Source organism: Streptomyces caeruleatus, assembly GCF_001514235.1.
Classification (GTDB): Bacteria; Actinomycetota; Actinomycetes; order Streptomycetales; family Streptomycetaceae; genus Streptomyces; species Streptomyces caeruleatus.
Map to the genome: position 1 here is coordinate 818,997 of NZ_KQ948924.1, position 22,310 is coordinate 841,306.

Here is a 22,310-nt window from a genome sequence, read left to right on the forward strand (position 1 = left end):
GCCTGTGACCGACACGGAGATACCGCCCACCCCGCCCGCCGAGCCGCCCCCCGAACCGGGCGCGGCGCTGCTCAGGGCGGGCAGGTTCTTCCGGCCGGGCACGCCCGCGCCCGATCTGCACAGCGTCGCGCTGACCGGCGGGCGCGAGGCGGACGCCTTCTACCGGGACCGGTGGAGCCACGACAAGGTCGTGAACTCCACGCACGGCGTGAACTGCACCGGCTCCTGCCGCTGGAAGGTGTACGTCAAGGACGGCATCATCACCTGGGAGACCCAGCAGACCGACTACCCGAGCGTCGGCCCCGACCGCCCCGAGTACGAGCCCCGCGGCTGCCCTCGCGGCGCCGCTTTCTCCTGGTACACCTACTCCCCCACCCGGGTCCGCTACCCGTACGTCCGCGGGGTGCTCCTGGAGATGTACCGGGAGGCGAAGGAACGGCTCCGGGACCCCGTCCTGGCCTGGGCCGACATCCAGAACGACCCCGAGCGCCGCCGCCGCTACCAGCGGGCACGCGGCAAGGGCGGTCTGGTAAGGGCGAGTTGGGACGAGGCGGTCGAGCTGGTCGCCGCGGCCCACGTCCACACGATCAGGACGTACGGCCCCGACCGCATCGCCGGTTTCTCCCCCATCCCCGCGATGTCGATGGTGTCGCACGCGGCGGGCGCCCGTTTCCACTCCCTGATCGGCGCCCCGATGCTGTCGTTCTACGACTGGTACGCCGACCTGCCCGTCGCCTCCCCGCAGGTCTTCGGCGACCAGACCGACGTGCCGGAGTCGGGCGACTGGTGGGACGCGGCGTATCTGATGATGTGGGGCTCGAACGTCCCCGTGACCCGCACCCCGGACGCGCACTGGATGGCGGAGGCCCGCTACCGGGGCCAGAAGGTCGTGGTGGTCGCGCCCGACTACGCCGACAACGCCAAGTTCGCCGACGAGTGGCTGCACCCGCACCCCGGCACGGACGGCGCGCTGGCGCTCGCCATGGGCCACGTCATCCTCAAGGAGTTCTTCGTCGACCGCGAGACGCCGTTCTTCGCGGACTACGTACGGCGGTTCACCGACCTGCCCTTCCTGGTCACCCTGGAGGAACGGGACGGCGCCCATGTCCCCGCGAAGTTCCTGCGCGCCTCGGATTTGGGCCAGCAGGGCGGGAGCGCCGAGTGGAAGACGGTCGTGCTCGACGAGGTGTCGGGGCGCGCGGTCGCCCCGAACGGCTCCCTGGGCTTCCGCTGGTCCGAGTCGGGCGAGGGCAGGTGGAACCTCGAACTCGGCGAGATACGCCCGCAGTTGAGCCTGTACGGCAGTCAAGTTGCCGTCGGTGTCGAGGTGCTGCTGCCGCGCTTCGACACCGAGGGCGGGGCGCACGGGCAGGGGCGCGGGGGCGTCGTACGGCGCGGTGTCCCGGCGACACAGCTCGGCGGCGTGAACGGCCCGCTGGTGACGACGGTCTTCGATCTGCTGCTGGCGCAGTACGGGGTGGGGCGGCAGGGGCTGCCGGGCCGCTGGCCGGCGTCCTACGACGATCCGGACGCGCCCGGCACACCCGCCTGGCAGCAGGCCCACACCTCCGTCCCCGCGGCCAAGTGCGTACGGATCGCACGGGAGTTCGCGCGCACGGCCGAGCGGTCCAAGGGCCGCTGCATGATCCTGATGGGTGCCGGCACCAACCACTGGTTCCACTCCGAGACGATCTACCGCGCCTTCCTCGCGCTGCTCCAGCTCACCGGCTGCCAGGGCCGCAACGGCGGCGGCTGGGCGCACTACGTCGGCCAGGAGAAGTGCCGTCCGGTGACCGGCTGGGCGACGCTCGCGGCGGCGTCGGACTGGTCGCGGCCGCCGCGGCAGATGATCGGCACCGCGTACTGGTTCCTCAACACCGACCAGTGGCGCTACGACGGGTTCACGGCCGACGTGCTCGCCTCGCCGCTCGGTGCGGGCCGGTTCCGGGGGATGACGGGCGCGGACTGTCTCGCGCTGTCGGCGCGGGTGGGATGGATGCCGTCGTATCCGACCTTCGACCGCAATCCGCTGGAGCTGGGCGAGACCTTCGGTGATCCGGTGGCCCGGGTGGTGGCCGAACTGCGGGCGGGCACCCTGAAGTTCGCATGCGAGGATCCCGACGCGCCGGAGAACTGGCCGCGCGTGCTGACGCTGTGGCGCGCCAACCTGCTCGGCTCGTCGGCGAAGGGCGCGGAGTACTTCACCCGGCATCTGCTGGGCACGCACTCGTCCCTCCAGGCCGAGGAGGCCCCCGAGGACGTACGGCCGCGGGACGTGACCTGGCGTGACGAGGCCCCCGAGGGCAAGCTCGACCTGCTGCTGTCGCTGGACTTCCGGCAGACGTCGTCCACGCTGCTGTCGGACGTCGTGCTGCCCGCCGCGACCTGGTACGAGAAGCACGACCTGTCCAGCACGGACATGCACCCCTACGTGCACTCCTTCACCCCGGCCGTGGATCCGCCGTGGCAGGCGCGCACCGACTTCGACACCTTCAAGGCGCTGGCCGAACGGCTGAGTGAGCTGGCCGTCGACCATCTCGGCGTCCGTAAGGACCTGGTGGCGACCCCGCTGCAGCACGACACCCCGGGCGAGATCGCCCAGCCGGGCGGGGTCGTGCTGGACTGGCGGCGCGGGGAGTGCGATCCGGTGCCCGGCAGGACGATGCCCCAACTGACCGTCGTGGAGCGGGACTACACGGCGATCGGCGCCAAGTTCGCCGCGCTCGGGCCGCTGGTCGAGCAGCTCGGCCTGCCGACCAAGGGGATCACGCTGAAGCCGGACGAGGAGGTCGAGGACCTCCGGCACCTGAACGGCGTCACCGCCGACGGCCGTCCCTTGCTCGACACGGCCGTGAAGGCCGCGAACACCGTCCTCGCCCTCTCCGGCACCACCAACGGCCGCCTCGCCACCCAGGGCTTTCGCACCCTTGAGGCCCGCACCGGGCAGGAGATGGCGCACCTCGCGGCCGAGCACGAAGCCAAGCGGGTCACCTACGCGGACACGCAGGCCGCGCCCGTGCCGGTGATCACCTCGCCGGAGTGGTCGGGCAGCGAGTCGGGCGGACGCCGCTACACCGCCTTCACCCTGAACACCGAGCACCTCAAGCCCTGGCACACCCTCACCGGCCGCCAGCACTTCTTCCTGGACCACGACTGGATCCACGAGCTCGGCGAGGCCCTGCCCGTGTACCGGCCGCCGCTGGACATGAACAAGCTGTTCGGCGAGCCGCGCCTCGGCCCGGACGGGCAGCGGGAGGTGACGGTCCGCTATCTCACCCCGCACAACAAGTGGTCCATCCACTCCGAGTACCAGGACAACCTGTTCATGCTGGCCCTCTCGCGCGGCGGCCAGAACATCTGGATGTCTCCGCAGGACGCGGACGCGATCGGCGTCGTCGACAACGACTGGGTGGAGGCGGTCAACCGCAACGGCGTGGTCGTCGCCCGGGCCGTCGTCTCGCACCGGATGCCGGCCGGCACCGTCTACATGCACCACGCGCAGGAACGCACGGTCGCCGTGCCGAAGACCGAGACCACCGGCATGCGCGGCGGCATCCACAACTCACTCACCCGGCTGATCCTCAAACCGTCCCATCTCGTCGGCGGCTACGCCCAGTTGTCCTGGGCGTTCAACTACCTGGGCCCGACGGGCAACCAGCGCGACGAGGTGACGGTGATCCGCCGCTGCAGCCAGGAGGTCGAGTACTGATGCGCCCGATGGCCCAGATCGCGATGGTCATGAACCTCGACAAGTGCATCGGCTGCCACACCTGCTCGGTCACCTGCAAGCAGGCGTGGACCAACCGGCGGGGCATGGAGTACGTCTGGTTCAACAACGTCGAGACCCGCCCCGGCCAGGGCTATCCACGCCGCTACGAGGACCAGGAGCGCTGGCGCGGCGGCTGGGAGCTGAACCGGCGCGGGGCCCTGAAGCTGAAGGCGGGCGGCCGCTTCCGCAAGCTCGCCGGGATCTTCTCCAACCCCGAACTCCCGGAGATCAAGGACTACTACGAGCCCTGGACGTACGACTACAAGAACCTCACCGACGCGCCGCTGGGCGACGACTTCCCGGTGGCACAGCCCATCTCGCAGCTCGACGGCAAGCCGATGAAGATCGAGTGGTCGTCGAACTGGGACGACAACCTCGCGGGCGCGCCCGCCTACGGCGACTTCGACCCCATGGTGGAACAGGCGCGCAGACAGGCCTCGGACAAGGTGCGGTTCGAGTTCGAGCAGACCTTCATGTTCTATCTGCCGCGCATCTGCGAGCACTGCCTCAACCCGTCCTGCGTGGCCTCCTGTCCGTCCGGGGCGATGTACAAGCGGGCGGAGGACGGCATCGTCCTCGTCGACCAGGACCAGTGCCGGGGCTGGCGGATGTGCGTGACGGGATGCCCGTACAAGAAGGTGTACTTCAACCACCGCACCGGCAAGGCGGAGAAGTGCACGATGTGCTATCCGCGGATCGAGGTCGGTCTGCCGACGGTCTGCTCGGAGACGTGCGTGGGCCGGCTGCGCTATCTCGGGGTCGTGCTGTACGACGCCGACAAGGTGACGGCGGCCGCGTCCGTGCGGAGCGAACGGGACCTGTACGAGGCCCAGTTGGGCGTGTTCCTCGACCCCGAGGACCGTGCCGTGCAGCGGGCCGCCGACGAGGCGGGGATCCCGTACGACTGGGTGGAGGCGGCCCGCCGCTCGCCCGTGCACGCGCTGATCAGCAAGTACCGGGTGGCGCTGCCGCTGCACCCGGAGTACCGGACGATGCCGATGGTCTGGTACATCCCGCCGCTGTCCCCGGTGGTGGACGCGCTCAGCGAGACCGGGCACGACGGCGAGGACGCGGGGAACCTGTTCGGGGCGATCGACAGCCTGCGCATTCCGCTGGAGTACCTGGCGGAGATGTTCACCGCCGGTGACATCGGCCCGGTCCGGGCCTCCCTGGAGAAGCTCGCCGCGATGCGCTCCCACATGCGGGCGATCAACCTCGGTGAGGAGCCGGACCCCTCGGTGCCGGACGCGGTGGGCATGGAGGCGCGGGAGATCGAGGAGATGTACCGGCTGCTGGCCATCGCCAAGTACGAGGACCGGTACGTGATTCCGACGGCGGCCGTCGCGGACGCACGGCGCCTGGAGGAGTCGGCGCTCCCCGACGGGTGCAGCCTCGACTACGACGGCGGGCCCGGAATGGGCGGGGACGGGCCCTTCGGTCAGGACTCGGGCCGCAAGCTGCTGCCGCTCGTCCCGGTGGAGAACTTCCACATCCTGCGCCGCCGCCAGACCGCCGACGACGCGGCCGAGACCACTCCCACAGCCGATCCCACAGCCGACCGCGAGGAGGCATGATGCCGTCCTTCGAGGTGCTCTACCAGGCGGCCGCGCTCTGCCTGACCTACCCCGACGACGACTTCCGCGCCCGCCTGCCCCTGCTGCGCGAGGCGGCCCCGCAGCTGCGGGAGTTCACCGACCACGCGGCCGTGACACCGCCCGGCGAACTGGCCGCGCACTACGTCCAGGTCTTCGACCTGAAGAACCGCCACAGCCTGTATCTGAGCTGGTGGCGCGACGGCGACACCCGAAGGCGCGGCATGTCGCTGGTCCGCTTCAAGAACCTCTACCGCGCCCACGGCCTGGAGTTCACCGGCGAGGAGCTGCCCGACTTCCTGCCCGCGGTACTGGAGTTCGCGGCCCGCACCGGCAACACCGACCTCCTGCTGGAACACCGGGACTGCCTGGACCAGCTCCGCACCCGGCTCACCGACTTCGGCACGCCGTACGCGTCCGTCCTGGACGCCGTGTGCGCCACCCTGCCGACCGCACAGACGGGGACGCGCCCGTGACCACTCTGCTCTGGGGCGTCCTGCCCTACGTCACCTTCGCCCTGCTCGTCGCCGGTCTGTTCTGGCGGCACCGCTACGACCGCTTCGGCTGGACCACCCGATCGTCCCAGGTGTACGAGTCGAGGCTCCTGAACATCGCCTCGCCCGCCTTCCACTACGGCATCCTGTTCGTGCTGGTCGGCCATGTCGTCGGACTGTTCGTCCCCGAGTCCTGGACGGACGCCGTCGGCGTGAGCGAGCACACCTACCACCTGTTCTCCCTGTACGGCGGTACGGCGGCCGGCCTCGTCACGGTGGGCGGGATCGCGCTGCTGGTCTACCGCCGCCGCACCCGGGCACCGGTGTTCCGGGCGACCACCGCCAACGACAAGGTGATGTACCTCGTACTGGTCGCGGCGATCGTGCTGGGCATGGTCGCCAAGCTGACCCACACCTCCGGCGACGGCTACGACTACCGCGGGTCCATCGCCCCCTGGGCCCGCAGCCTGTTCACCCTCACCCCGGACACGGACCTGATGGCGGGCGTACCGGTCCTCTACCGGATCCACGCACTGATCGGCATGGCACTGATCGCGCTGGTGCCGTACACCCGGCTGGTGCACATGTTCAGCGCGCCCGTGCAGTACCTGTTCCGGCCGTACGTGGTGTACCGCAGCCGGGACCCCAGGCAGTTGGGGTCCCGGCCGGAGCGGCGGGGTTGGGAGAAGACGGACGCCTAGCTAGGCCGCGCCGCCCTTCGCGTCGCGGTCGTCGTCGACGATCTCGGCGTCCACCACGTCGTCGTCCCGCGGTGGGGTCTGCTCCGTGCCCGTACCCGAACCGGCGCCCGCCCCGGGGTCGGCGTCGGCCGGTGTCTGCTGGGTCTGGGCGTACATCGCCTGGCCCATCTGCTGGCTCACCGTGGCGAGTTTCTCGATGCCGGTGCGCAGGGCGTTCGTCTCGGCGTTGTCCGCCAGGAGCTGCTTCAGCTCGGCCGCCGCCGACTCGACCTCCGTCCTGGTGTCCGCGGGGATCTTGTCCTCGTTGTCGCGGACGAACTTCTCGGTCTGGTAGACGAGTTGCTCTGCCTGGTTCCTCGTCTCGGCCGCCTCGCGGCGCCGCCGGTCCTCGTCGGCGTACTCCTCGGCCTCCCGCATCATCCGGTCGATGTCGTCCTTCGGGAGGGCCGAGCCACCCGTCACCGTCATCTTCTGCTCGCGGCCGGTCGCCATGTCCTTCGCGGAGACGTGCATGATCCCGTTGGCGTCGATGTCGAAGGCGACCTCGATCTGCGGGACACCGCGCGGGGCGGGCGGCAGACCGGTGAGGTCGAAGACGCCGAGCTTCTTGTTGTACGCGGCGATCTCGCGTTCGCCCTGGTAGACCTGGATGCCGACCGAGGGCTGGTTGTCGGTGGCGGTCGTGAAGATCTCCGAACGCCGGGTCGGGATCGTCGTGTTGCGTTCGATGAGCTTGGTCATGATGCCGCCCTTGGTCTCGATGCCGAGGGACAGCGGGGTGACGTCGAGCAGCAGGACGTCCTTGACGTCGCCGCGGATGACACCCGCCTGGAGAGCGGCACCGACGGCCACGACCTCGTCGGGGTTGACGCCCTTGTGCGGGTCCTTGCCGGTGAGTTCCTTCACCAGGTCGGTGACGGCGGGCATCCGGGTCGAACCGCCGACGAGGATGACGTGGTCGACGGCGGAGAGCTTGATGCCGGCGTCCTTGACCGCCTGGTGGAAGGGGGTTTTGCAGCGGTCGAGGAGATCGGCGGTGAGTTCCTGGAACTGGGCGCGGGTCAGCTTCTCGTCGAGGTGGAGGGGGCCCTCGGCGGAGGCGGTGATGTAGGGCAGGTTGATCGTGGTCTCGGAGGAGCTGGACAGCTCGATCTTGGCCTTCTCCGCGCCTTCACGGAGCCGTTGCAGCGCCATCTTGTCGTTGCCGAGGTCGATGCCGTTCTGCCCCTTGAACTTCTTCACCAGGTACTCGACGACCCGCTGGTCCCAGTCGTCGCCGCCCAGGTGCGTGTCGCCGTTGGTGGCCTTGACCTCGATGACGCCGTCGCCGATCTCCAGCAGCGAGACGTCGAAGGTGCCGCCGCCGAGGTCGAAGACCAGCACCGTCTGCTCCTCGCCCCGGTCGAGGCCGTACGCCAGCGCGGCGGCGGTGGGCTCGTTGATGATCCGCAGCACCTTCAGGCCCGCGATCTCCCCGGCCTCCTTGGTGGCCTGCCGCTGGGAGTCGTCGAAGTACGCCGGGACGGTGATCACCGCGTCGGTGACGTCCTCGCCGAGATAGGACTCGGCGTCCCGCTTCAGCTTCTGCAGCACCCGGGCGGACAGCTCCTGCGCCCGGTAGCGGGTGCCGCCGATGTCACCCTGGTCCGGGAACCGCCAGCTCCCGTCGCCCATGTACCGCTTCACGGAACGGGCGGTGCGCTCGATGTTCGTCACCGCCTGCCGTTTGGCCACCTCACCGACGAGCACCTCGCCGTTCTTGGCGAAGGCCACGACCGACGGTGTGGTCCTGGCCCCCTCCGCATTGGCGATGACAGTGGGTTCGCCGCCCTCCAGGACGGCGACCACCGAGTTCGTGGTCCCGAGATCGATCCCGACCGCGCGTGCCATCGCTGTCCCCTTCCGCCAGGGCACCCCTTGAACTCCAGCACAAAACTTGAGCGGGTTCTTGTCAATGGGACGGGTGACCGGGGGGCCGGGAGCCAAACGGCCGGCTGAGCGCCCGCTCAGCCGGCGAAGGACGAGGTGGGCCAGGCCCGAAGGGCCGCGGCCACCTCAGGGGCGCGGGGAACTGCGCGACAAGCCACGACGGCGCAGCAGACGCCACACAGCCCTTTCCCCGCACCCCCTAGGCGCCCCGCTAGCCCAACTTCGCCGACAACGTGATCGTCGTCCCCGTCAACGCCTGACTCACCGGGCAGTTCTTCTTCGCATCCTCCGCCGCCGCGGCGAACCCCTCCTCGTCGAGCCCCGGCACCGTCCCCTCCACCGTGAGGTGAATCCCGGTGATCCCCTCCCCCGGCTGGAAGTTAACGTCGGCCGAGGTGACGAGCTTGGTGGGGGGCGTCCCGGCACCCGCCAGGGCGTGCGACAGGGCCATGGAGAAGCAGCTGGAGTGCGCGGCGGCGATCAGCTCCTCGGGGCTGGTCTTGCCGTTCGCGTCCTGGGAGCGCGAGGCCCACGTGACCGGCTGGGCGGCGATGGCACCGGAGGAGTCGAAGTTGACGACACCGTTGCCCTCGAGCAGGTTGCCTTCCCAAACGGTGTGTGCGGAGCGCGTGGTAGCCACGATTCTTCCTTTCGCGTGAGGGCCCGTTTGCTGGGTCCGGGCCCCCATCCGATCACACTCCGGCCCAACGCACCCGGAAGACCGGCCCACGCCGGGTGAACGGCAGGCGACGCCCCGGCTTCTTCAGGCGGCCCGCTCCTCCGGCTCCGCGTCCAGGGGCACCTGGGGACCGTTCGACTCACGCAACCAGCGCCGAAGTACCCGGTGGACGTGCTCGGCGCCCACGAGGTCCTCCCCGTCGTCGGCCGGCGCGGAGAAGGCGCGCGGCGACAGCAGGAACGGCTTGCCCTGCGCCCCGCCCAGTCCGCCGTGCGAGCCGATCTGCTCCTCGAAGGCGAGCACCTCGCCGCCCTCGGCCGGGTCGTACGCGGAGTTGACCATGATGTCGGCGGTGTTCGGGAAGGAGTGCGTCCGGCGCACCGCGTCGGCGGCGCCCGGCCCGAAGACCTTCAACGGCCCCGGATCCTCGTCCAGTCGGTCCAGCGGGAGTTCCGCGCCGTACGCGCCGAGCACGACTCCGCCGTGCTCCTCGCTGCGGACGAGCAGGAAGCCGACGCCGGGGTGGTTGGCGAGGGTGGTGAGCAGAGCCGGGTGGCGGGCGTCGATCTCCTCCTTGGTCATCCGGTGCGGCACGTCCGGGAAGGAGACCAGGCCTAGGTTGCCGGAGGCGAGCACGATCGGCTCCGAGCGACGGGACGGGCGACGCTGCTCGCCGCCCTCCTCGACGGGCCGGCGCAGCGCGGCGCGCACGGCCGCGCGGGCCTCCGCACCGCTGTGGGTGCGCCGCGCCCTGCGCGGCACGGGCAGCCCGCAGCCGGCCCGCACCAGGTCGCCGAGGCCGAGCCCGTACCGGGACCGGAAGGTCTCCCCGGGGCTCTGGCCGTGGTCCGACAGCACGACGATCCGGTACGGCCGCGGCGCGTGCTCGGCGACCTTCTCGATCAGCGCGAGGGACCGGTCGAGGCGGGCGAGGACCTTCTCGGCATCGCGGCTGCCCGGCCCGGAGTGGTGCGCCACCTCGTCGTACGCCACCAGGTCCGCGTAGACGGCGGTGCGTCCGGCGAGCATGTCGCCCATCACCGCGGCGACGACGACGTCCCGTTCGACGACGGTCGCGAAGGCGCGGACGAACGGGTAGAGGCCGCCGCGGGAGACACGCGGGCGGTCCTTGCGCACGCCGGCCCGGGTGGACTGGCCGATCTCGCGGACCACCTCGGCGAGGAAGGACAGGGCGGTGCGCACGGCGTTGGCCGGGTCGGAGAAGTAGGCGAAGTAGCCCGCGCGGGAGCGGTTCTCGCGGCCGCGCCGTCTGGTGGCGATGGACAGCACGAGGGCCTGCTCGTCGGCTCCGCCGCTGAAGAGGTTGCCGCGGCTGGCACCGTCGGCGGCCAGGAGTCCGCCGTCGCCGGTGCGGTCGATGGCGCGGCGCTGGAGCTCGGCGGCGTTGGCGGGGCGGTTGCAGACCATCACCTCGCGGCCGGCCTTCTCGTACCAGCGGAAGGCGGGGACGTCGTGGTTGCTGCCGTGCAGGATGCCGAGCTGGCTGGCGCCGGTCTGGCTGGACCAGTCGGTGCGCCAGGGGGCGAGCCGGTGGGTGGGGCGGGCGGGGCGGGAAGGGTCTGCGGTGCCCTCTCCCAGCCAGTGGGCGACGGTGGGCATCAGGTTCCTGCCGACGGCGGCGAGGAGTACGTCGTGGCCGACGCCGTCGAGCTGGACGAAGACGGTGCCGGGGCTGGACGGACCAGGTGGCAGGGCCCTGCGGCGGCGGTCGGCGAGGCGGTACAGCCGGCGTCGGTAGGCGTCGTCGTCCCGTACGGCCAGGGCGGCGCCGGTGGCGGAGGCGACGGCGGACATCACCGCGGCGACGATGACGGCGGTCTCGGGGGCGGCCTCGCTGTCACCGGAGGGGACGAGGCGCAGGGCGACGATGAGCAGGGAGCCGTTGAGGAAGAACACCAGCAGGCCGAGCACCAGGGCCGGCACGAGGAGCAGGAGCCGTACGAGAAGCGGCCAGGCGAGGGCGGACAGCAGGCCGAAGGCGCCGGCGCCGAGGGCCGCCGTCATGGCGATGCTGGTGGCGCTGTCGCCGTCGGCCGACTGGAGCTGGAAGTCGGGGAGGAGGCCGGCGAGCACGAGCATGGTGACGGTGGAGACCGCCCACACGGTGACGCTCCGCCCCACCTGGCTGACAACCCTCCGCCAACGCACGGCCCACCTCCCGACCCCATTCTGTCGCCCCCGCCGCCCCTACCCGTCCCGTCCCTGGGGGCTCCGCCCCCAGACCCCCCTGATCGGCCCTCCGGGCCTCGTCCTCGAACGCCGGACGGGCTGAAGAGGCCGTACGACCTCTCAACGGCCGTCGTAGCCCGCCGTCGGCATCGACAGCCGCCGGTGCACCCGGGCCTTCATCTGCGCGTCGTACAAGGGCTCGGCGCGCCCCACGACCTCCACCCGCACCCCTCGCCGCGCGCACTCCGCACTGAACTCCTCGACGGAGGACAGCGCGCTCTCCAGGACTCTCCGGCTGGGTGCCACGAACAGGTCGAGGCCGGGGCGGACGCCCTCCCACAGGACGGTGTGGTCCGCGCGCAACCGGCGTACGAGCAGCTCGCGCGCGACGACGTACCCGTGTTCGGCGGCCCAGCGCGCGCACATCGCGTGCTGGCTGCGGGAGTCCACCAGGAAGGGGTCGGCGTCCAGCTGTTCGAGCGGCGTAAGACTGGCGATGGCCGTCACGCGCACTACGGATGACCCCATGGCGTCCCCCTCACCTCCGGGTTTCGCCGCCGACCCTACTCCAGCCCGTACGCTTCGGGGAGTCGCGCGAAGGAGGCAAAGAAGGTGGCCGTGGAGATCACGTGGTGGGGTCACGCCACCTGCACGGTCGAGGATTCGAACGTACGCGTCCTGACCGACCCGTTGTTCGCGCGCCGGCTCGCCCACCTGCGTCGCCGCCGGGGCGCGGTGCCGCCGCCGGGCGCCTGGCGCGCGGACGTCGCCGTGGTCTCCCATCTGCACGCCGACCATCTGCACGTTCCGTCCCTGGCCAGGCTGGCGCGGGGCACCCGCCTGCTCGTGCCCCGGGGCGCGCTCCGCGCGGTGCCGGGTCTGCGCCGGCTCGCGCATCTCCAGGTGAGCGAGATGGCACCGGGGGACGTGACGACGGTCGGTGATCTGTCCGTACGGGCCGTGCCCGCGCGGCACGACGGACGGCGGCTGCCGGTCGGCCCGCGCCGCGCGCCCGCCCTCGGCTATGTCATCGAGGGCGAGGCACGGACGTACTTCGCCGGGGACACCGGGCTGTTCGACGCGATGGCGAAGGAGGTCGGGCCGGTCGACGTGGCGTTGCTGCCGGTCGGCGGCTGGGGACCGTATCTCGGGGAAGGCCATCTGGACGCGGGGCGCGCGGCCGAGGCACTGACCCGGCTCGCACCGCGCAGTGCGGTGCCGGTGCACTACGGCACGTACTGGCCGATCGGCATGGACGCCGTGCGCCCCCATGAATTCCATGCGCCCGGCGAGGAGTTCGTGCGGCTCGCGGCGGCGCGTGCTCCCGGCGTGTCGGTGCACCGGCTCGCGCACGGGGAGCGCGTGCGCCCGGAGGTGACCCGGTGACGGTGCTGGCCGCCACCACGACGGTGGTGCCGACGGCGTCGACGCAGCAGGCGGTCGGCTATCCGTCGCTGTTCCTGCTGGTGCTGATCGGGGCGCTGGTGCCGGTGGTCCCGACGGGTGCGCTGGTGAGTTCGGCGGCGGTGGTGGCGTTTCACCGGACGGCGCCGTTCTCGCTGGCGCTGGTGTTCGTGACGGCGTCGACGGCCGCGTTCCTGGGGGACGTGACGTTGTACTGGCTGGGGCGGCGTGGGATGGGCTCGAAGAACGGGTCGCGCTGGCTGGAGGCGATCCGTTCGCGGGCGCCGGAGGAGCGGCTTGCGCAGGCGCAGGAGAAGCTCGCCGCGCACGGGGTGGCCGTGCTGGTGTTGTCCCGGCTGGTGCCGGCGGGGCGGTTGCCGGTGATGTTGGCCTGTCTGGTGGCGGAGTGGCCCATGCGGAGGTTCGCGCGGGGGAACTTGCCGGCGTGCCTGGCCTGGGCTGTGACGTACCAGTTGATCGGGATTCTCGGGGGGTCGCTGTTCGACGAGCCGTGGGAGGGAGTTGTGGCGGCGATTGCGTTGACGCTGGTCATCAGCGTGGCGCCCAGTGTGTGGAAACGGGTTCGATCTGCCAGGTGATGGTTCATCGCGGGGTGCGGGTCGTATGTGGTTGCTCGCGCAGTTCCCCGCGCCCCTGGGTGGGTCCGCTCGCCCCTGATGGGTCGAGCACTCTCGACCCACCCACGGGAAGATCCCACAAGTCCTCCCGCGCCAATCCCGCCTTCTCCCACGCCGCCCGGACCCGCGTGAGCGGTTCCAGAACCGGCTCCGCCGACAGCACGAACGTCGCCCAGTGCATCGGGGCCATCCGGCGGGCGCCGAGATCCTGAGCTGCGCGCACCGCCTCCTCCGGGTCGCAGTGGACGTCGCTGAGCCACCAGCGGGGGTCGTAGGCGCCGATGGGGAGCAGGGCGAGGTCGATGCCGGGGTAGCGCTCGCCGATGCGGGTGAACCAGTGGCCGTAGCCGGTGTCGCCGGCGAAGTAGACGCGCTGTCCGTCGGGGGCGGTGAGGACCCAGCCGCCCCACAGGCTGCGGCAGGTGTCGGTGAGGGTGCGCTTGGACCAGTGGTGGGCGGGGACGAAGTCGAAGCGGACACCGGACAGTTCGGCCGCCTCCCACCAGTCCAGCTCGGTGACCTGGGTGAACCGGCGGCGGCGGAACCAGGGGGCGAGGCCGGCCGGTACGAACACGGGGGTGTGGCGCGGGAGCCGGCGCAGCGTGGGGGCGTCCAGGTGGTCGTAGTGGTTGTGGCTGATGACGACCGCGTCGACGCGTGGCAGGGTGTCCCAGGCGACGCCGACGGGGGTGACGCGGGCCGGGGTGCCGAGGATGCGGCGGGACCAGACGGGGTCGGTGAGGACGGTCAGTCCGCCGATCTGCACGACCCAACTGGCGTGCCCCGCCCAGGAGACGGCGACCGTGCGGGCGTCCACGCGGGGCACCGGGCCCGGCTCGTAGGGCAGGCGCGGGATGTCGGCGAGGCCCTGTGGGCCGGGGCGTACGGAGCCCTCGCGGGCGAAGCGGGCGAGGGTCTTGATACCGGGCAGCGGGGCGGTGAGACGGTCGTGGAAGGTCCGCGGCCACACCCGGCGTTCGCCCAGCGGGCGGGGTGCGGCGAGCGGCGGGAACGGGGGCGCGAGGCGGGACGGGGCCGGCGCGGCGCCGGCTTCCCGGGTGGGCGTGCGCGGTGTGGTCGACGTGGCTGACTCGGACTGCTGCGTCATCGAGGAGGCTCCCATCGCTGAGCTTCGTCACGGAGGTCGTCGAAGACCGACTTCAAGTGGATCAACGCGCGGTGCACGTGCGGCAGTTCCAACGGCGAGGGTGAGGTGAGGCATCGCGCGCGTTCCTCGTCGGTGCCGGCCAGCAGCGGTCCGGTGGACAGCCGCACGCGCAGCGCACCGAGGTCGTCGCCGAAGCGGTGCCCGCCGGGTGCGGGCATGCCGAGCCGGGCGGCGAGGAACTCCTCCAGGTCCTGCGCGTCCCCGACGCCGTGCGCGGACAGCCCGGCGCGCAGCGGGCCGAGGTCGACGTACAGGTGCCGTCCGGCCTGCGGGGGTCGTGCCACCGCGCCCGCGCCCACGGCGGCGGTGTGCGCGGCGGCGGCCACGCGCGCGTGCAGGCGTACGGCGGCGGTGATCCGCGCGGTGACCGGTTCGGGTTCCTCCAGCGCGTATCCGGCCGCGAGGGCGACGGGGCCGGCGATCCGGGCGCCGAGCGCGGTGAGCACATCGAGCACGCGCGCGTGGAGGCCGTTCCCGGCGTCGTGGGCGGGGAACCGGGCGACCGCGGCCGGCCAGCCGGGTGGCAGGTGGGCGCCGGACAGGTCGGTGACGACGGTGACCTGGTCGGGCAGCATCTCGGCGGGGCTGAGCAGCACGGTGTCGTGCGGGGAGTGCACGGTGTCGCGCCAGGTCTCGTCGCTGACCAGGTGCAGCCCCTCGTCGGTGGCGGCCTCCAGGGTCTCGTGCAGTGCTTCGGGCGGGGTCACGGTGGCGGTGGGGTCGTCGGCGACGGACAGCACCAGCAGCCGCGGGTCACCGCCCTCGTCCCGGACCCGGCGAACGGTCTCCAGAAGGGCGTACGGATCCGGGACACCGCCGCTCTCGGCCGGTGTCGCCACATGGAAGACGGGTCTGCCCAACAGGCGTGCGTACGGCGCCCACCAGACCGCGCAGGGCCGTGGCACCAGGACGTCGCCGCCGAGCGCGGCGGTCAGCGCGAGCAGCAGGGCGGGCGCCCCGGGGGCGGCCACCACCTGCTCGGGCCCGGTCGGCAGCCCGCGCCGGTCCCAGTAGCCGCACGCGGCGTCCCGCAGTCCCTGGCCGCCGCCGATCGGCTCGCTCTCGGGCCGGCCGGCGGCCGCGGCGAGCACGGCGGCCAGTTCGGGCAGCACGGGCAGCCCGTCGCCCGGCAGCGGTGGACCGTAGCGGACGGGGCCATGGCCTTCGGGGTCCGTCGGGCGCATCCGTGCCTCCGCGCTGTGCCTGGTGCCTCAGTGAGTACCCATCGTGCCGCCCCCCATGGGCGCCCGCAGGGTGCGCCCGTCACAGCGTCTGCGTGCGTCAGTCCTCGGCGGTGGGCGTCCTGCGGCGCAGCCGGTACACCGCGCCGCCGGCCGCGCCCGCGATCAGGAAGCCGCCGGCGACCAGGGCCGGCACCGAGTCGGTGAAGGTGCCGCCCGAGCCGGCCCGCACGCCATGGTGCTCCGCCTCGTCGGCACAGTCCGTCTCGGCTTTGCCGGGGCCGGTCACGCCGGGGCCGGTCACGCCGGGGCCGGTCATACCGGGGCCGGTCATGCCGGGGCCGGTCATGCCCGAACGGGGATCGGCGCAGTGCCGGCCACCGCCGTCGGTGCCGCCACTGCCACCCTCCATCCCGCCCTGACCGCCGCCCTCGACATCCTCCATGCCACCGCCTTGACCACCGTCGATGCCGCCCTGGCCGCCGTCCACGCCGCCTCGGCCGCCGTCCGAGCCGCCCGCGCCTGCGTCCGTACCTCCACCCTCGACGCCGCCTTCTTCGCCTCCGCCCTTACCGCCGTCCTTGCCGCCGTCGTCGCCCGCGTCCTTGCCGCCCGTCCCGCCGCCGCTGTCGCGGGCCACCGTGAACGTCGCGCTCCACGGCCTGCCCTCCGCTCCGGCCGCCGCGGGGCAGGTGCCGTCCACCGTCCATGCGGAGTGCGATCCGACCGCGTCGGGATCGCCCTCGACGTTCTCGGCCGGGGGGATGCGGGCGGTGCCGCTGTACGCGGGCCCGGCGCTCTTGTCGTCGTTGCCGAAGACCCGTTTCAGCTCGACGGTGCCGTCTTCGAACGCCTGCGAGGTGGCGTCGAGGGTGGCGGGTGCGGAGCCGTCGGCAGGGTCGCAGGAGACCGAGACGGTGACGCTGCCGCCCGGGGCGACGTTGCCGGGGCTGACCTCGGCGGCCGGTTCCGCGAAGACGGCCGAGGCGGCGAGGCCCAGCACGACACCGGCCAGGGCGGCGACGGACAGGGCGCGGGCGGTGCGGCGCATGGGGTGAGCTCCTTCGGCCGACGGCTGCGGGGGTACGGCGGTCGTGCCCCCGCAGCCATGACAGCCCGCCCGGCGTCGGGGCGCGCGCGGCCGGGCACCATTCGCGGGACGGCCACGCCCGAGCGGGTGACATCCCGGGCCTCCCCTGCCCCGGCCTCGGCTCCCTGCCGCCCCCTGCCCCGTGCCCCGTGCCGTCAGTTCAGCAGCGCCGCCAGGTCGCGCTCCAGCCCGCGCCCCCGCCTGTTCACCACCCCGGCGGCGACGTCCGACAGCTTCCGGTTGGTGCCCTGGGAGATACGGCGCAGCACACCGAAGGCGGCGTCGGCGTCGCAGCCGAGGACGTGCATGACGATGCCGCACGCCTGGTCGACGACGGGCCGGGAGCGCAGAGCGGTGCCGAGATGGTCGAGCTCGGTGAGCGCGGCGCGATACGAGCGGTCGCGGACCAGGCAGCCTGCGGCGAAGTCACCGAGGGCGTGCACGGGCCCGTGGGCGACGTCCTCCAGGGCGCCCGGCCGGAAGCTGTAGAGACTGAGCGTCACCGTCAGCCCGGAGCGGCGGAACGGCAGCGTGACACTGGAGCGCACGCCCGAGTCGAGCGCCATGGCGCGGTACTGCGGCCAGCGCTCGTCGTGCAGCAGGTCGGCCGAGTCGACGGGCTCGCCGCGTTCCAGAGCCGCCGGGATGGGTCCGTCCCCGCAGCGGAGCTGTACGGCGACGAGTCCGGTGAGGTCGGGATGGGTGACGGCGGCGGGCCGCTCGGCTCCCGGCTCGGCGACCATGCTGCTCGCCCCGCAGCAGTCGGTGGTGCAGCGCACGGCCTGTTCCACCAGTTCGGACAGTCTGCGCGCCGGAAGGGCGGCTTCGGCGGACTCGTGTACCCAGTGACCCACAGGGTGGTGAGCGGGCATCCTCAACTCCTCCTCTCTCCCCGCGCGTTCCCGTCCCCGCGCGGAGAAAACAGTGGAAGAACGGGCAGCACGGGTTGGGTCCCCGCCGCCCCGCGCCGCGCGGCCACGAGCTAGGTTCGTTCTCATGGCGAAGACCGACGAATTCGGTGAAGAGCTCGCGGATTTCGTGCGCCGCGTCGCGGAGCTCAAGGCGGCGCGGTCCGTGTCCGGAGGGGACCTGCCGACCGTACTGGACGCGGCGATCTTCGAACTGGACCATGTCGCCGACCAGTTGTGGCCGTGGTTCGAGCGGTTGTCGTCGGCCGGGCCGCCCCGTACGACGTCCGCCGACCGCCAGGAGCAGCGTCTGCTGCGCGCGGTCTTCCAGCGGTTTCCGTTGCCCGTGGCGCTGGTGGACCGGGAGGCGGTGGTGCGCCGGCTGAACTTCGCGGCGACGTCCTTCACCGGGGTGCGGGCGGGCTATGCGACGGGCCGGCCGCTGACCGGTTTCCTCGCCCACGCCGACCGGGCCGCGTTCCGTTCCCAGGCGGCGGCGGTGGCCCGCGGCGAGGGCGACCGCAGCCTCACCGTGCGTCTCCAGCAGCGCCCTTCCGTGCCGGTCCACGCGACCCTGACGGCCGTACGTCCGAGCGGGGAGCCGCACACCACGGTGCTGGTGGTGCTCCAGCCCGGCGACCTGTCCGCGACCGGGTCCCCGAGCGCGGCCGAGACCCCGACCACCCAGGTCCCCGACCTGACCGAGACCACCCGGCACGCGTCCCTGATGGACGTCCTGGACGAGATGACCGCGACCCTGCTGACCGCCCCGCGCGGCGACCGTGACGCGGTCGTCCGCCAGGCGGCCCAGGTCCTCCACGGCCGCTTCGCCGACTGGGTGATCGCCGACACGGGCACGGGCGGTCTATCCCGTACGACGGTGCTGGCCCCCTCGGACAAGGAGGCTGAAGCACTGGCAGGTCAGGCCCCGTCCACGTGCCCCCTCGTCTTGGAAACGGCACGCACCGGCTCCGCGTCCCTCCAGGTCCGGCCGTCGGCCCCGGACGCCTTCGGCCAGGCCCCTCAAGGTGGCCCAGTCCTCGTACAGGCGGACGTCACGTCATTGCTGTGCGTACCGTTGACGATCGACGCCCAGGTACAGGGCGTGCTGACCTTGTTCAGGTGCGGGGCCCGCCCAGCCTTCTCGATGGCAGAGGCACAGGCCATGGACATCATGTCCCGCCACATTTCACTGGCGGCGACCGGGACGCCCTGAAGGGGCGCGGGGAACTGCGCGACAAGCCACATATGGCCCGCACCCCGCAGACAACCGGCACCCCCCACGGCGCTACCCGGCATCGAGAACCTGCTCCCGCACCCGGCTGCAGCACCGGCTGATCAGCCGGGACACATGCATCTGCGAGATCCCCAACTGCTCCGCGATCCGGCTCTGCGTCATGTCCCCGAAGAACCGCATGTACAGAATCGCCCGCTCACGCTCGGGCAGCGCGGCCAGCCGGGGCGCGACCGCCTCACGGTCCACGACCGTGTCCAGCGCGGGGTCGGCGGAGCCCAGCGCGTCGCTCAGCGAGTACCCGTCGTCACTGCCGGGCAACTCCGCGTCCAGCGACAGCGCGGTGAAGCTCTCCAGCGCCTCAAGGCCGACCTTGACGTCGGCCTCGCTCATGTCCGCGTGCGCGGCGATCTCGGCGACGGTGGGCCGCCGGCCGGAGACGGTCTGCAGGTCCTGCACGGCGAACCGGACCCGGTTGCGCAGGTCCTGCACCCGGCGCGGCACGTGCAGCGTCCACATGTGGTCGCGGAAGTGCCGCTTGATCTCGCCGGTGATGGTGGGCACGGCGTAGCTCTCGAAGGCGTTGCCGCGTTCGGGGTCGTAGCGGTCGACGGCCTTGACCAGTCCGAGGGCGGCGACCTGCCGCAGGTCGTCGAAGCTCTCGCCACGGCTGCGGAACCGTCCGGCGAGGCGGTCGGCCATGGGCAGCCAGGCCTCGACGATCCTCTCGCGGATGGTGTCGCGCTGCTGGCCCTCGGGCAGCGTGGCGAGCCTGCGGAAGTCCTCCGCGGTGTCGGGGGCGTCGTCGTGCGGGTGGTGCTTCGCGCTCACTGAAGTGGGCATCGTGCGTCGCAACTCCCTTGGTTGTGCTCTGGCTTGGACGGTCACCATGGGAGTGCGGGCGCGCACCGGAGCGGGACACACCCGTGGCGGGGGATTCCCGCTCCCACGGACGTGCCTCCTGTCCGAAGCACTGTTTCTTCGCCTGCCCCCGCGCCTCGTCCGCAAACACCGGTACAGGTTTTCCACCGGCCCGCAGGGTCACTCGGAGTGGTGCCGCGCAGTCTTCCCGGAGCCCAGGAGGTCCCGCACATGAGCACCAAGGTCGCCGACCATGTCCTGCAGCGCCTGCGCGAGTGGGGTGTGGAGCACGTCTTCGGCTATCCCGGCGACGGCATCAACGGCCTGCTCGCCGCCTGGGGCCGTGCCGACAACCAGCCTCGTTTCATCCAGTCCCGGCACGAGGAGATGTCCGCGTTCCAGGCCGTCGGTTACGCCAAGTTCAGCGGCCGTCTCGGGGTGTGCGCGGCGACGTCCGGGCCGGGCGCGATCCATCTGCTGAACGGTCTGTACGACGCCAAGCTCGACCATGTCCCCGTGCTGGCGATCGTCGGCCAGACGCACCGCACCGCGATGGGCGGCTCGTACCAGCAGGAGGTCGACCTGCACACGCTGTTCAAGGACGTCGCCTCGGACTTCGTGGAGACGGTGACGGTCCCCGAGCAGCTGCCGAACGTCCTGGACCGGGCGATCCGCACCGCGTACGCGCGCCGCGCGCCGACGGCGATCATCATCCCGGGCGACGTCCAGGAGCTCGAATACTCGCCGCCCACCCACGAGTTCAAGATGGTGCCCTCCAGCCTGGACCGCAGCAGTTGGACGGCGATCCCCTCGGACGACTCGGTCCAGCGGGCGGCGGAGATCCTCAACTCCGGTGACAAGGTGGCGATCCTGGTCGGCCAGGGCGCGTCCGGTGCGCGGGACGAGGTGGAGCGGATCGCCGGCCTGCTGGGCGCCGGGGTGGCCAAGGCGCTGCTCGGCAAGGACGCCCTGAGCGACGAACTGCCGTATGTCACCGGCTCGATCGGGCTGCTGGGCACGCGTCCGTCGTACGAGCTGATGCGGGACTGCGACACGCTGCTGACCATCGGATCGTCCTTCCCGTACACGCAGTTCCTGCCGGACTTCGACAAGGCGCGGGGCGTGCAGATCGACATCGATCCGCACATGGTCGGGATGCGCTATCCGTACGAGGTGAATCTCGTCGGTGACGCGAAGGCGACGCTGGAGCGGCTCATCCCGCTGATCAGGTCCGAGGAGCGCGGCCGCGAGTGGTACGACACGGTGTGCGACAACGTGACGCGCTGGCGTGAGGTCATGGAGCGGCGGGCGGAGCTGTCGGCCGACCCCATCAACCCGGAGTACGTCGCCCGCTGCCTGGACCCGCTGCTCCCCGAGAACGCGATCGTGTCCTCCGACTCGGGCTCGGCGGCGAACTGGTACGCCCGGCATCTGACGATGCGGCCCGGCATGCGCTCGTCGTTGTCCGGGACGCTGGCGACGATGGGCTGCGGCGTGCCGTACGCGATCGGCGCCAAGTTCGCCCATCCGGACCGCCCGGCCATCGCGCTGGTCGGCGACGGCGCGATGCAGATGAACGGCCTGGCCGAGCTGATCACCGCGGCGAAGTACAAGGACCTGTGGGAGGACCCGCGGCTGGTCGTGGCCGTGTGGAACAACCATGACCTCAACCAGGTCACCTGGGAGATGCGCGCCATGGAGGGCGCGCCGTCGTTCCTGCCGTCCCAGGAGCTCCCGGACGTGCAGTACGCCGCGTTCGCCCGCTCCCTCGGTCTGACCGGCATCCGCGTCGAGAAGCCCGAGGACGTCGAGGCGGGCTGGCGCGCGGGCCTGGAGGCGGACGGCCCGGCTGTGATCGAGTTCCTCACCGACCCCGCCGTACCGCCGATCCCGCCACATGCCACCTGGGACCAGATGGAGGCCACGGCCTCGTCGATCCTGAAGGGGGACGCGGATCGCGGTTCGATGGTCAGGCAGGGGTTCAAGGCGAAGATGCAGGAGTTCCTGCCGGGGCGGGACAAGAAGGGCGGCTGAGCCTGAGCCAGCGCTGAAGTCCCTGTGTGGTTGTCCTCCGCCGCGGGCGACCATTGATGTAGCGCTCGCTCCAACTGGAGTGAGCGCTACTGCAAGAGCAGGTCAAATACGAACAAAGGGCCGGGGCGCCGGGGGGGGAAGGCGGGGCCCCTGGATGTGTCGGACCGGCTCCTGCGGCTCGATCCCGTTGAAGCGGTGGCAAAAGCCGCTGGAGGCGGGACACGCGGCGCGCCGCCCAGACCGTCCTCAGGCCCGACCTGATGCCGTTCCGCGCCGGCAACCCTCGCCATACAAGCTTTGAGCACACCATCCACACATCGCGTTCCCAAGTGCGTTCCTGGTGTTGTGGTGGCTTCGTTGCGGTTGCGCGTTTCAGTGGCGGGACGACGCGGCAGAGGCTGTACTGGTGACCTCCCTTGATTCCGCAGGGCAACTTCA

Annotated in this window: 17 protein-coding genes; 8 read left to right on the forward strand and 9 right to left on the reverse strand. The window is 71.8% G+C overall.

Annotated features, from left to right (window positions below):
* The first annotated feature begins 4 nt into the window (after window positions 1–4).
* Genes AQJ67_RS03570 through narI form a run of 4 tightly spaced genes read left to right on the forward strand, consistent with a single transcriptional unit; the run spans window position 5 to window position 6,556 of the window.
* Window positions 5–3,709 (forward strand): nitrate reductase subunit alpha, encoded by a 3,705-nt coding sequence (locus AQJ67_RS03570; RefSeq protein WP_062716471.1) that lies wholly within the window; start codon window positions 5–7, stop codon window positions 3,707–3,709.
* A complete protein-coding gene (gene narH / locus AQJ67_RS03575) occupies window positions 3,709–5,343 on the forward strand; it encodes a nitrate reductase subunit beta (protein WP_062716472.1) in 1,635 nt (544 codons plus the stop codon). Before AQJ67_RS03570 ends, narH begins: the two co-directional genes overlap by 1 nt.
* The gene (gene narJ / locus AQJ67_RS03580) at window positions 5,343–5,837 is read left to right on the forward strand and encodes a nitrate reductase molybdenum cofactor assembly chaperone (RefSeq protein ID WP_062716473.1); all 495 of its coding nucleotides are present in this window, start codon (window positions 5,343–5,345) and stop codon (window positions 5,835–5,837) included. Before narH ends, narJ begins: the two co-directional genes overlap by 1 nt.
* Entirely contained in the window at window positions 5,834–6,556 is a 723-nt protein-coding gene (narI, locus tag AQJ67_RS03585; RefSeq protein ID WP_062716784.1) for a respiratory nitrate reductase subunit gamma, read from the forward strand. Before narJ ends, narI begins: the two co-directional genes overlap by 4 nt.
* Here narI and dnaK read toward each other — a convergent pair whose 3' ends face one another.
* The 4 genes from dnaK to AQJ67_RS03605 form a co-directional block, all read right to left on the reverse strand.
* A complete protein-coding gene (gene dnaK, locus AQJ67_RS03590) occupies window positions 6,557–8,446 on the reverse strand; it encodes a molecular chaperone DnaK (RefSeq protein ID WP_062716474.1) in 1,890 nt (629 codons plus the stop codon).
* Window positions 8,447–8,696: 250 nt separating this feature from the next.
* A complete protein-coding gene (locus AQJ67_RS03595; protein ID WP_062716475.1) occupies window positions 8,697–9,125 on the reverse strand; it encodes an OsmC family protein in 429 nt (142 codons plus the stop codon).
* A 123-nt stretch (window positions 9,126–9,248) separates the two neighbouring features.
* Window positions 9,249–11,333 carry a phage holin family protein gene (locus AQJ67_RS03600; RefSeq protein WP_062716476.1) on the reverse strand — a complete coding sequence of 695 codons (2,085 nt, stop codon included), beginning with the start codon at window positions 11,331–11,333 and terminating at the stop codon, window positions 9,249–9,251.
* Between the two features lie 141 nt (window positions 11,334–11,474).
* Window positions 11,475–11,882, reverse strand: a complete 408-nt coding sequence (locus AQJ67_RS03605) for a hypothetical protein (protein ID WP_062716477.1) — start codon at window positions 11,880–11,882, stop codon at window positions 11,475–11,477.
* Between the two features lie 84 nt (window positions 11,883–11,966).
* Between AQJ67_RS03605 and AQJ67_RS03610 the strand changes: the two genes are divergently transcribed.
* Both AQJ67_RS03610 and AQJ67_RS03615 read left to right on the forward strand, forming a co-directional pair.
* On the forward strand, window positions 11,967–12,740 hold the full coding sequence (locus tag AQJ67_RS03610; RefSeq protein ID WP_062716478.1) for an MBL fold metallo-hydrolase: 774 nt from the start codon (window positions 11,967–11,969) through the stop codon (window positions 12,738–12,740).
* Entirely contained in the window at window positions 12,737–13,357 is a 621-nt protein-coding gene (locus AQJ67_RS03615; protein WP_062716479.1) for a DedA family protein, read from the forward strand. The genes AQJ67_RS03610 and AQJ67_RS03615 overlap by 4 nt, the downstream gene beginning before the upstream one ends.
* A gap of 4 nt (window positions 13,358–13,361) precedes the next feature.
* Here AQJ67_RS03615 and AQJ67_RS03620 read toward each other — a convergent pair whose 3' ends face one another.
* From AQJ67_RS03620 to AQJ67_RS03635, 4 genes are all read right to left on the reverse strand, one after another.
* Entirely contained in the window at window positions 13,362–14,504 is a 1,143-nt protein-coding gene (locus tag AQJ67_RS03620) for an MBL fold metallo-hydrolase (RefSeq protein ID WP_079055777.1), read from the reverse strand.
* A complete protein-coding gene (locus AQJ67_RS03625; RefSeq protein ID WP_062716480.1) occupies window positions 14,501–15,748 on the reverse strand; it encodes an aminotransferase class I/II-fold pyridoxal phosphate-dependent enzyme in 1,248 nt (415 codons plus the stop codon). The genes AQJ67_RS03620 and AQJ67_RS03625 overlap by 4 nt, the downstream gene beginning before the upstream one ends.
* Window positions 15,749–15,845: 97 nt before the next feature.
* Window positions 15,846–16,796 (reverse strand): hypothetical protein, encoded by a 951-nt coding sequence (locus AQJ67_RS50375; protein WP_062716481.1) that lies wholly within the window; start codon window positions 16,794–16,796, stop codon window positions 15,846–15,848.
* Window positions 16,797–16,990: 194 nt separating this feature from the next.
* A complete protein-coding gene (locus AQJ67_RS03635; protein ID WP_062716482.1) occupies window positions 16,991–17,707 on the reverse strand; it encodes an ANTAR domain-containing response regulator in 717 nt (238 codons plus the stop codon).
* Between the two features lie 124 nt (window positions 17,708–17,831).
* Here AQJ67_RS03635 and AQJ67_RS03640 point away from each other — a divergent pair, with 124 nt between their 5' ends.
* The gene (locus AQJ67_RS03640; RefSeq protein WP_062716483.1) at window positions 17,832–18,959 is read left to right on the forward strand and encodes a GAF domain-containing protein; all 1,128 of its coding nucleotides are present in this window, start codon (window positions 17,832–17,834) and stop codon (window positions 18,957–18,959) included.
* Window positions 18,960–19,031: 72 nt separating this feature from the next.
* Here the strand turns inward: AQJ67_RS03640 and AQJ67_RS03645 are convergent, their stop codons facing one another.
* Window positions 19,032–19,820, reverse strand: a complete 789-nt coding sequence (locus AQJ67_RS03645; RefSeq protein ID WP_062716484.1) for an RNA polymerase sigma factor SigF — start codon at window positions 19,818–19,820, stop codon at window positions 19,032–19,034.
* A 249-nt stretch (window positions 19,821–20,069) separates the two neighbouring features.
* Here AQJ67_RS03645 and AQJ67_RS03650 point away from each other — a divergent pair, with 249 nt between their 5' ends.
* Entirely contained in the window at window positions 20,070–21,872 is a 1,803-nt protein-coding gene (locus AQJ67_RS03650; RefSeq protein WP_062716485.1) for a thiamine pyrophosphate-requiring protein, read from the forward strand.
* Window positions 21,873–22,310 lie beyond the last annotated feature (438 nt).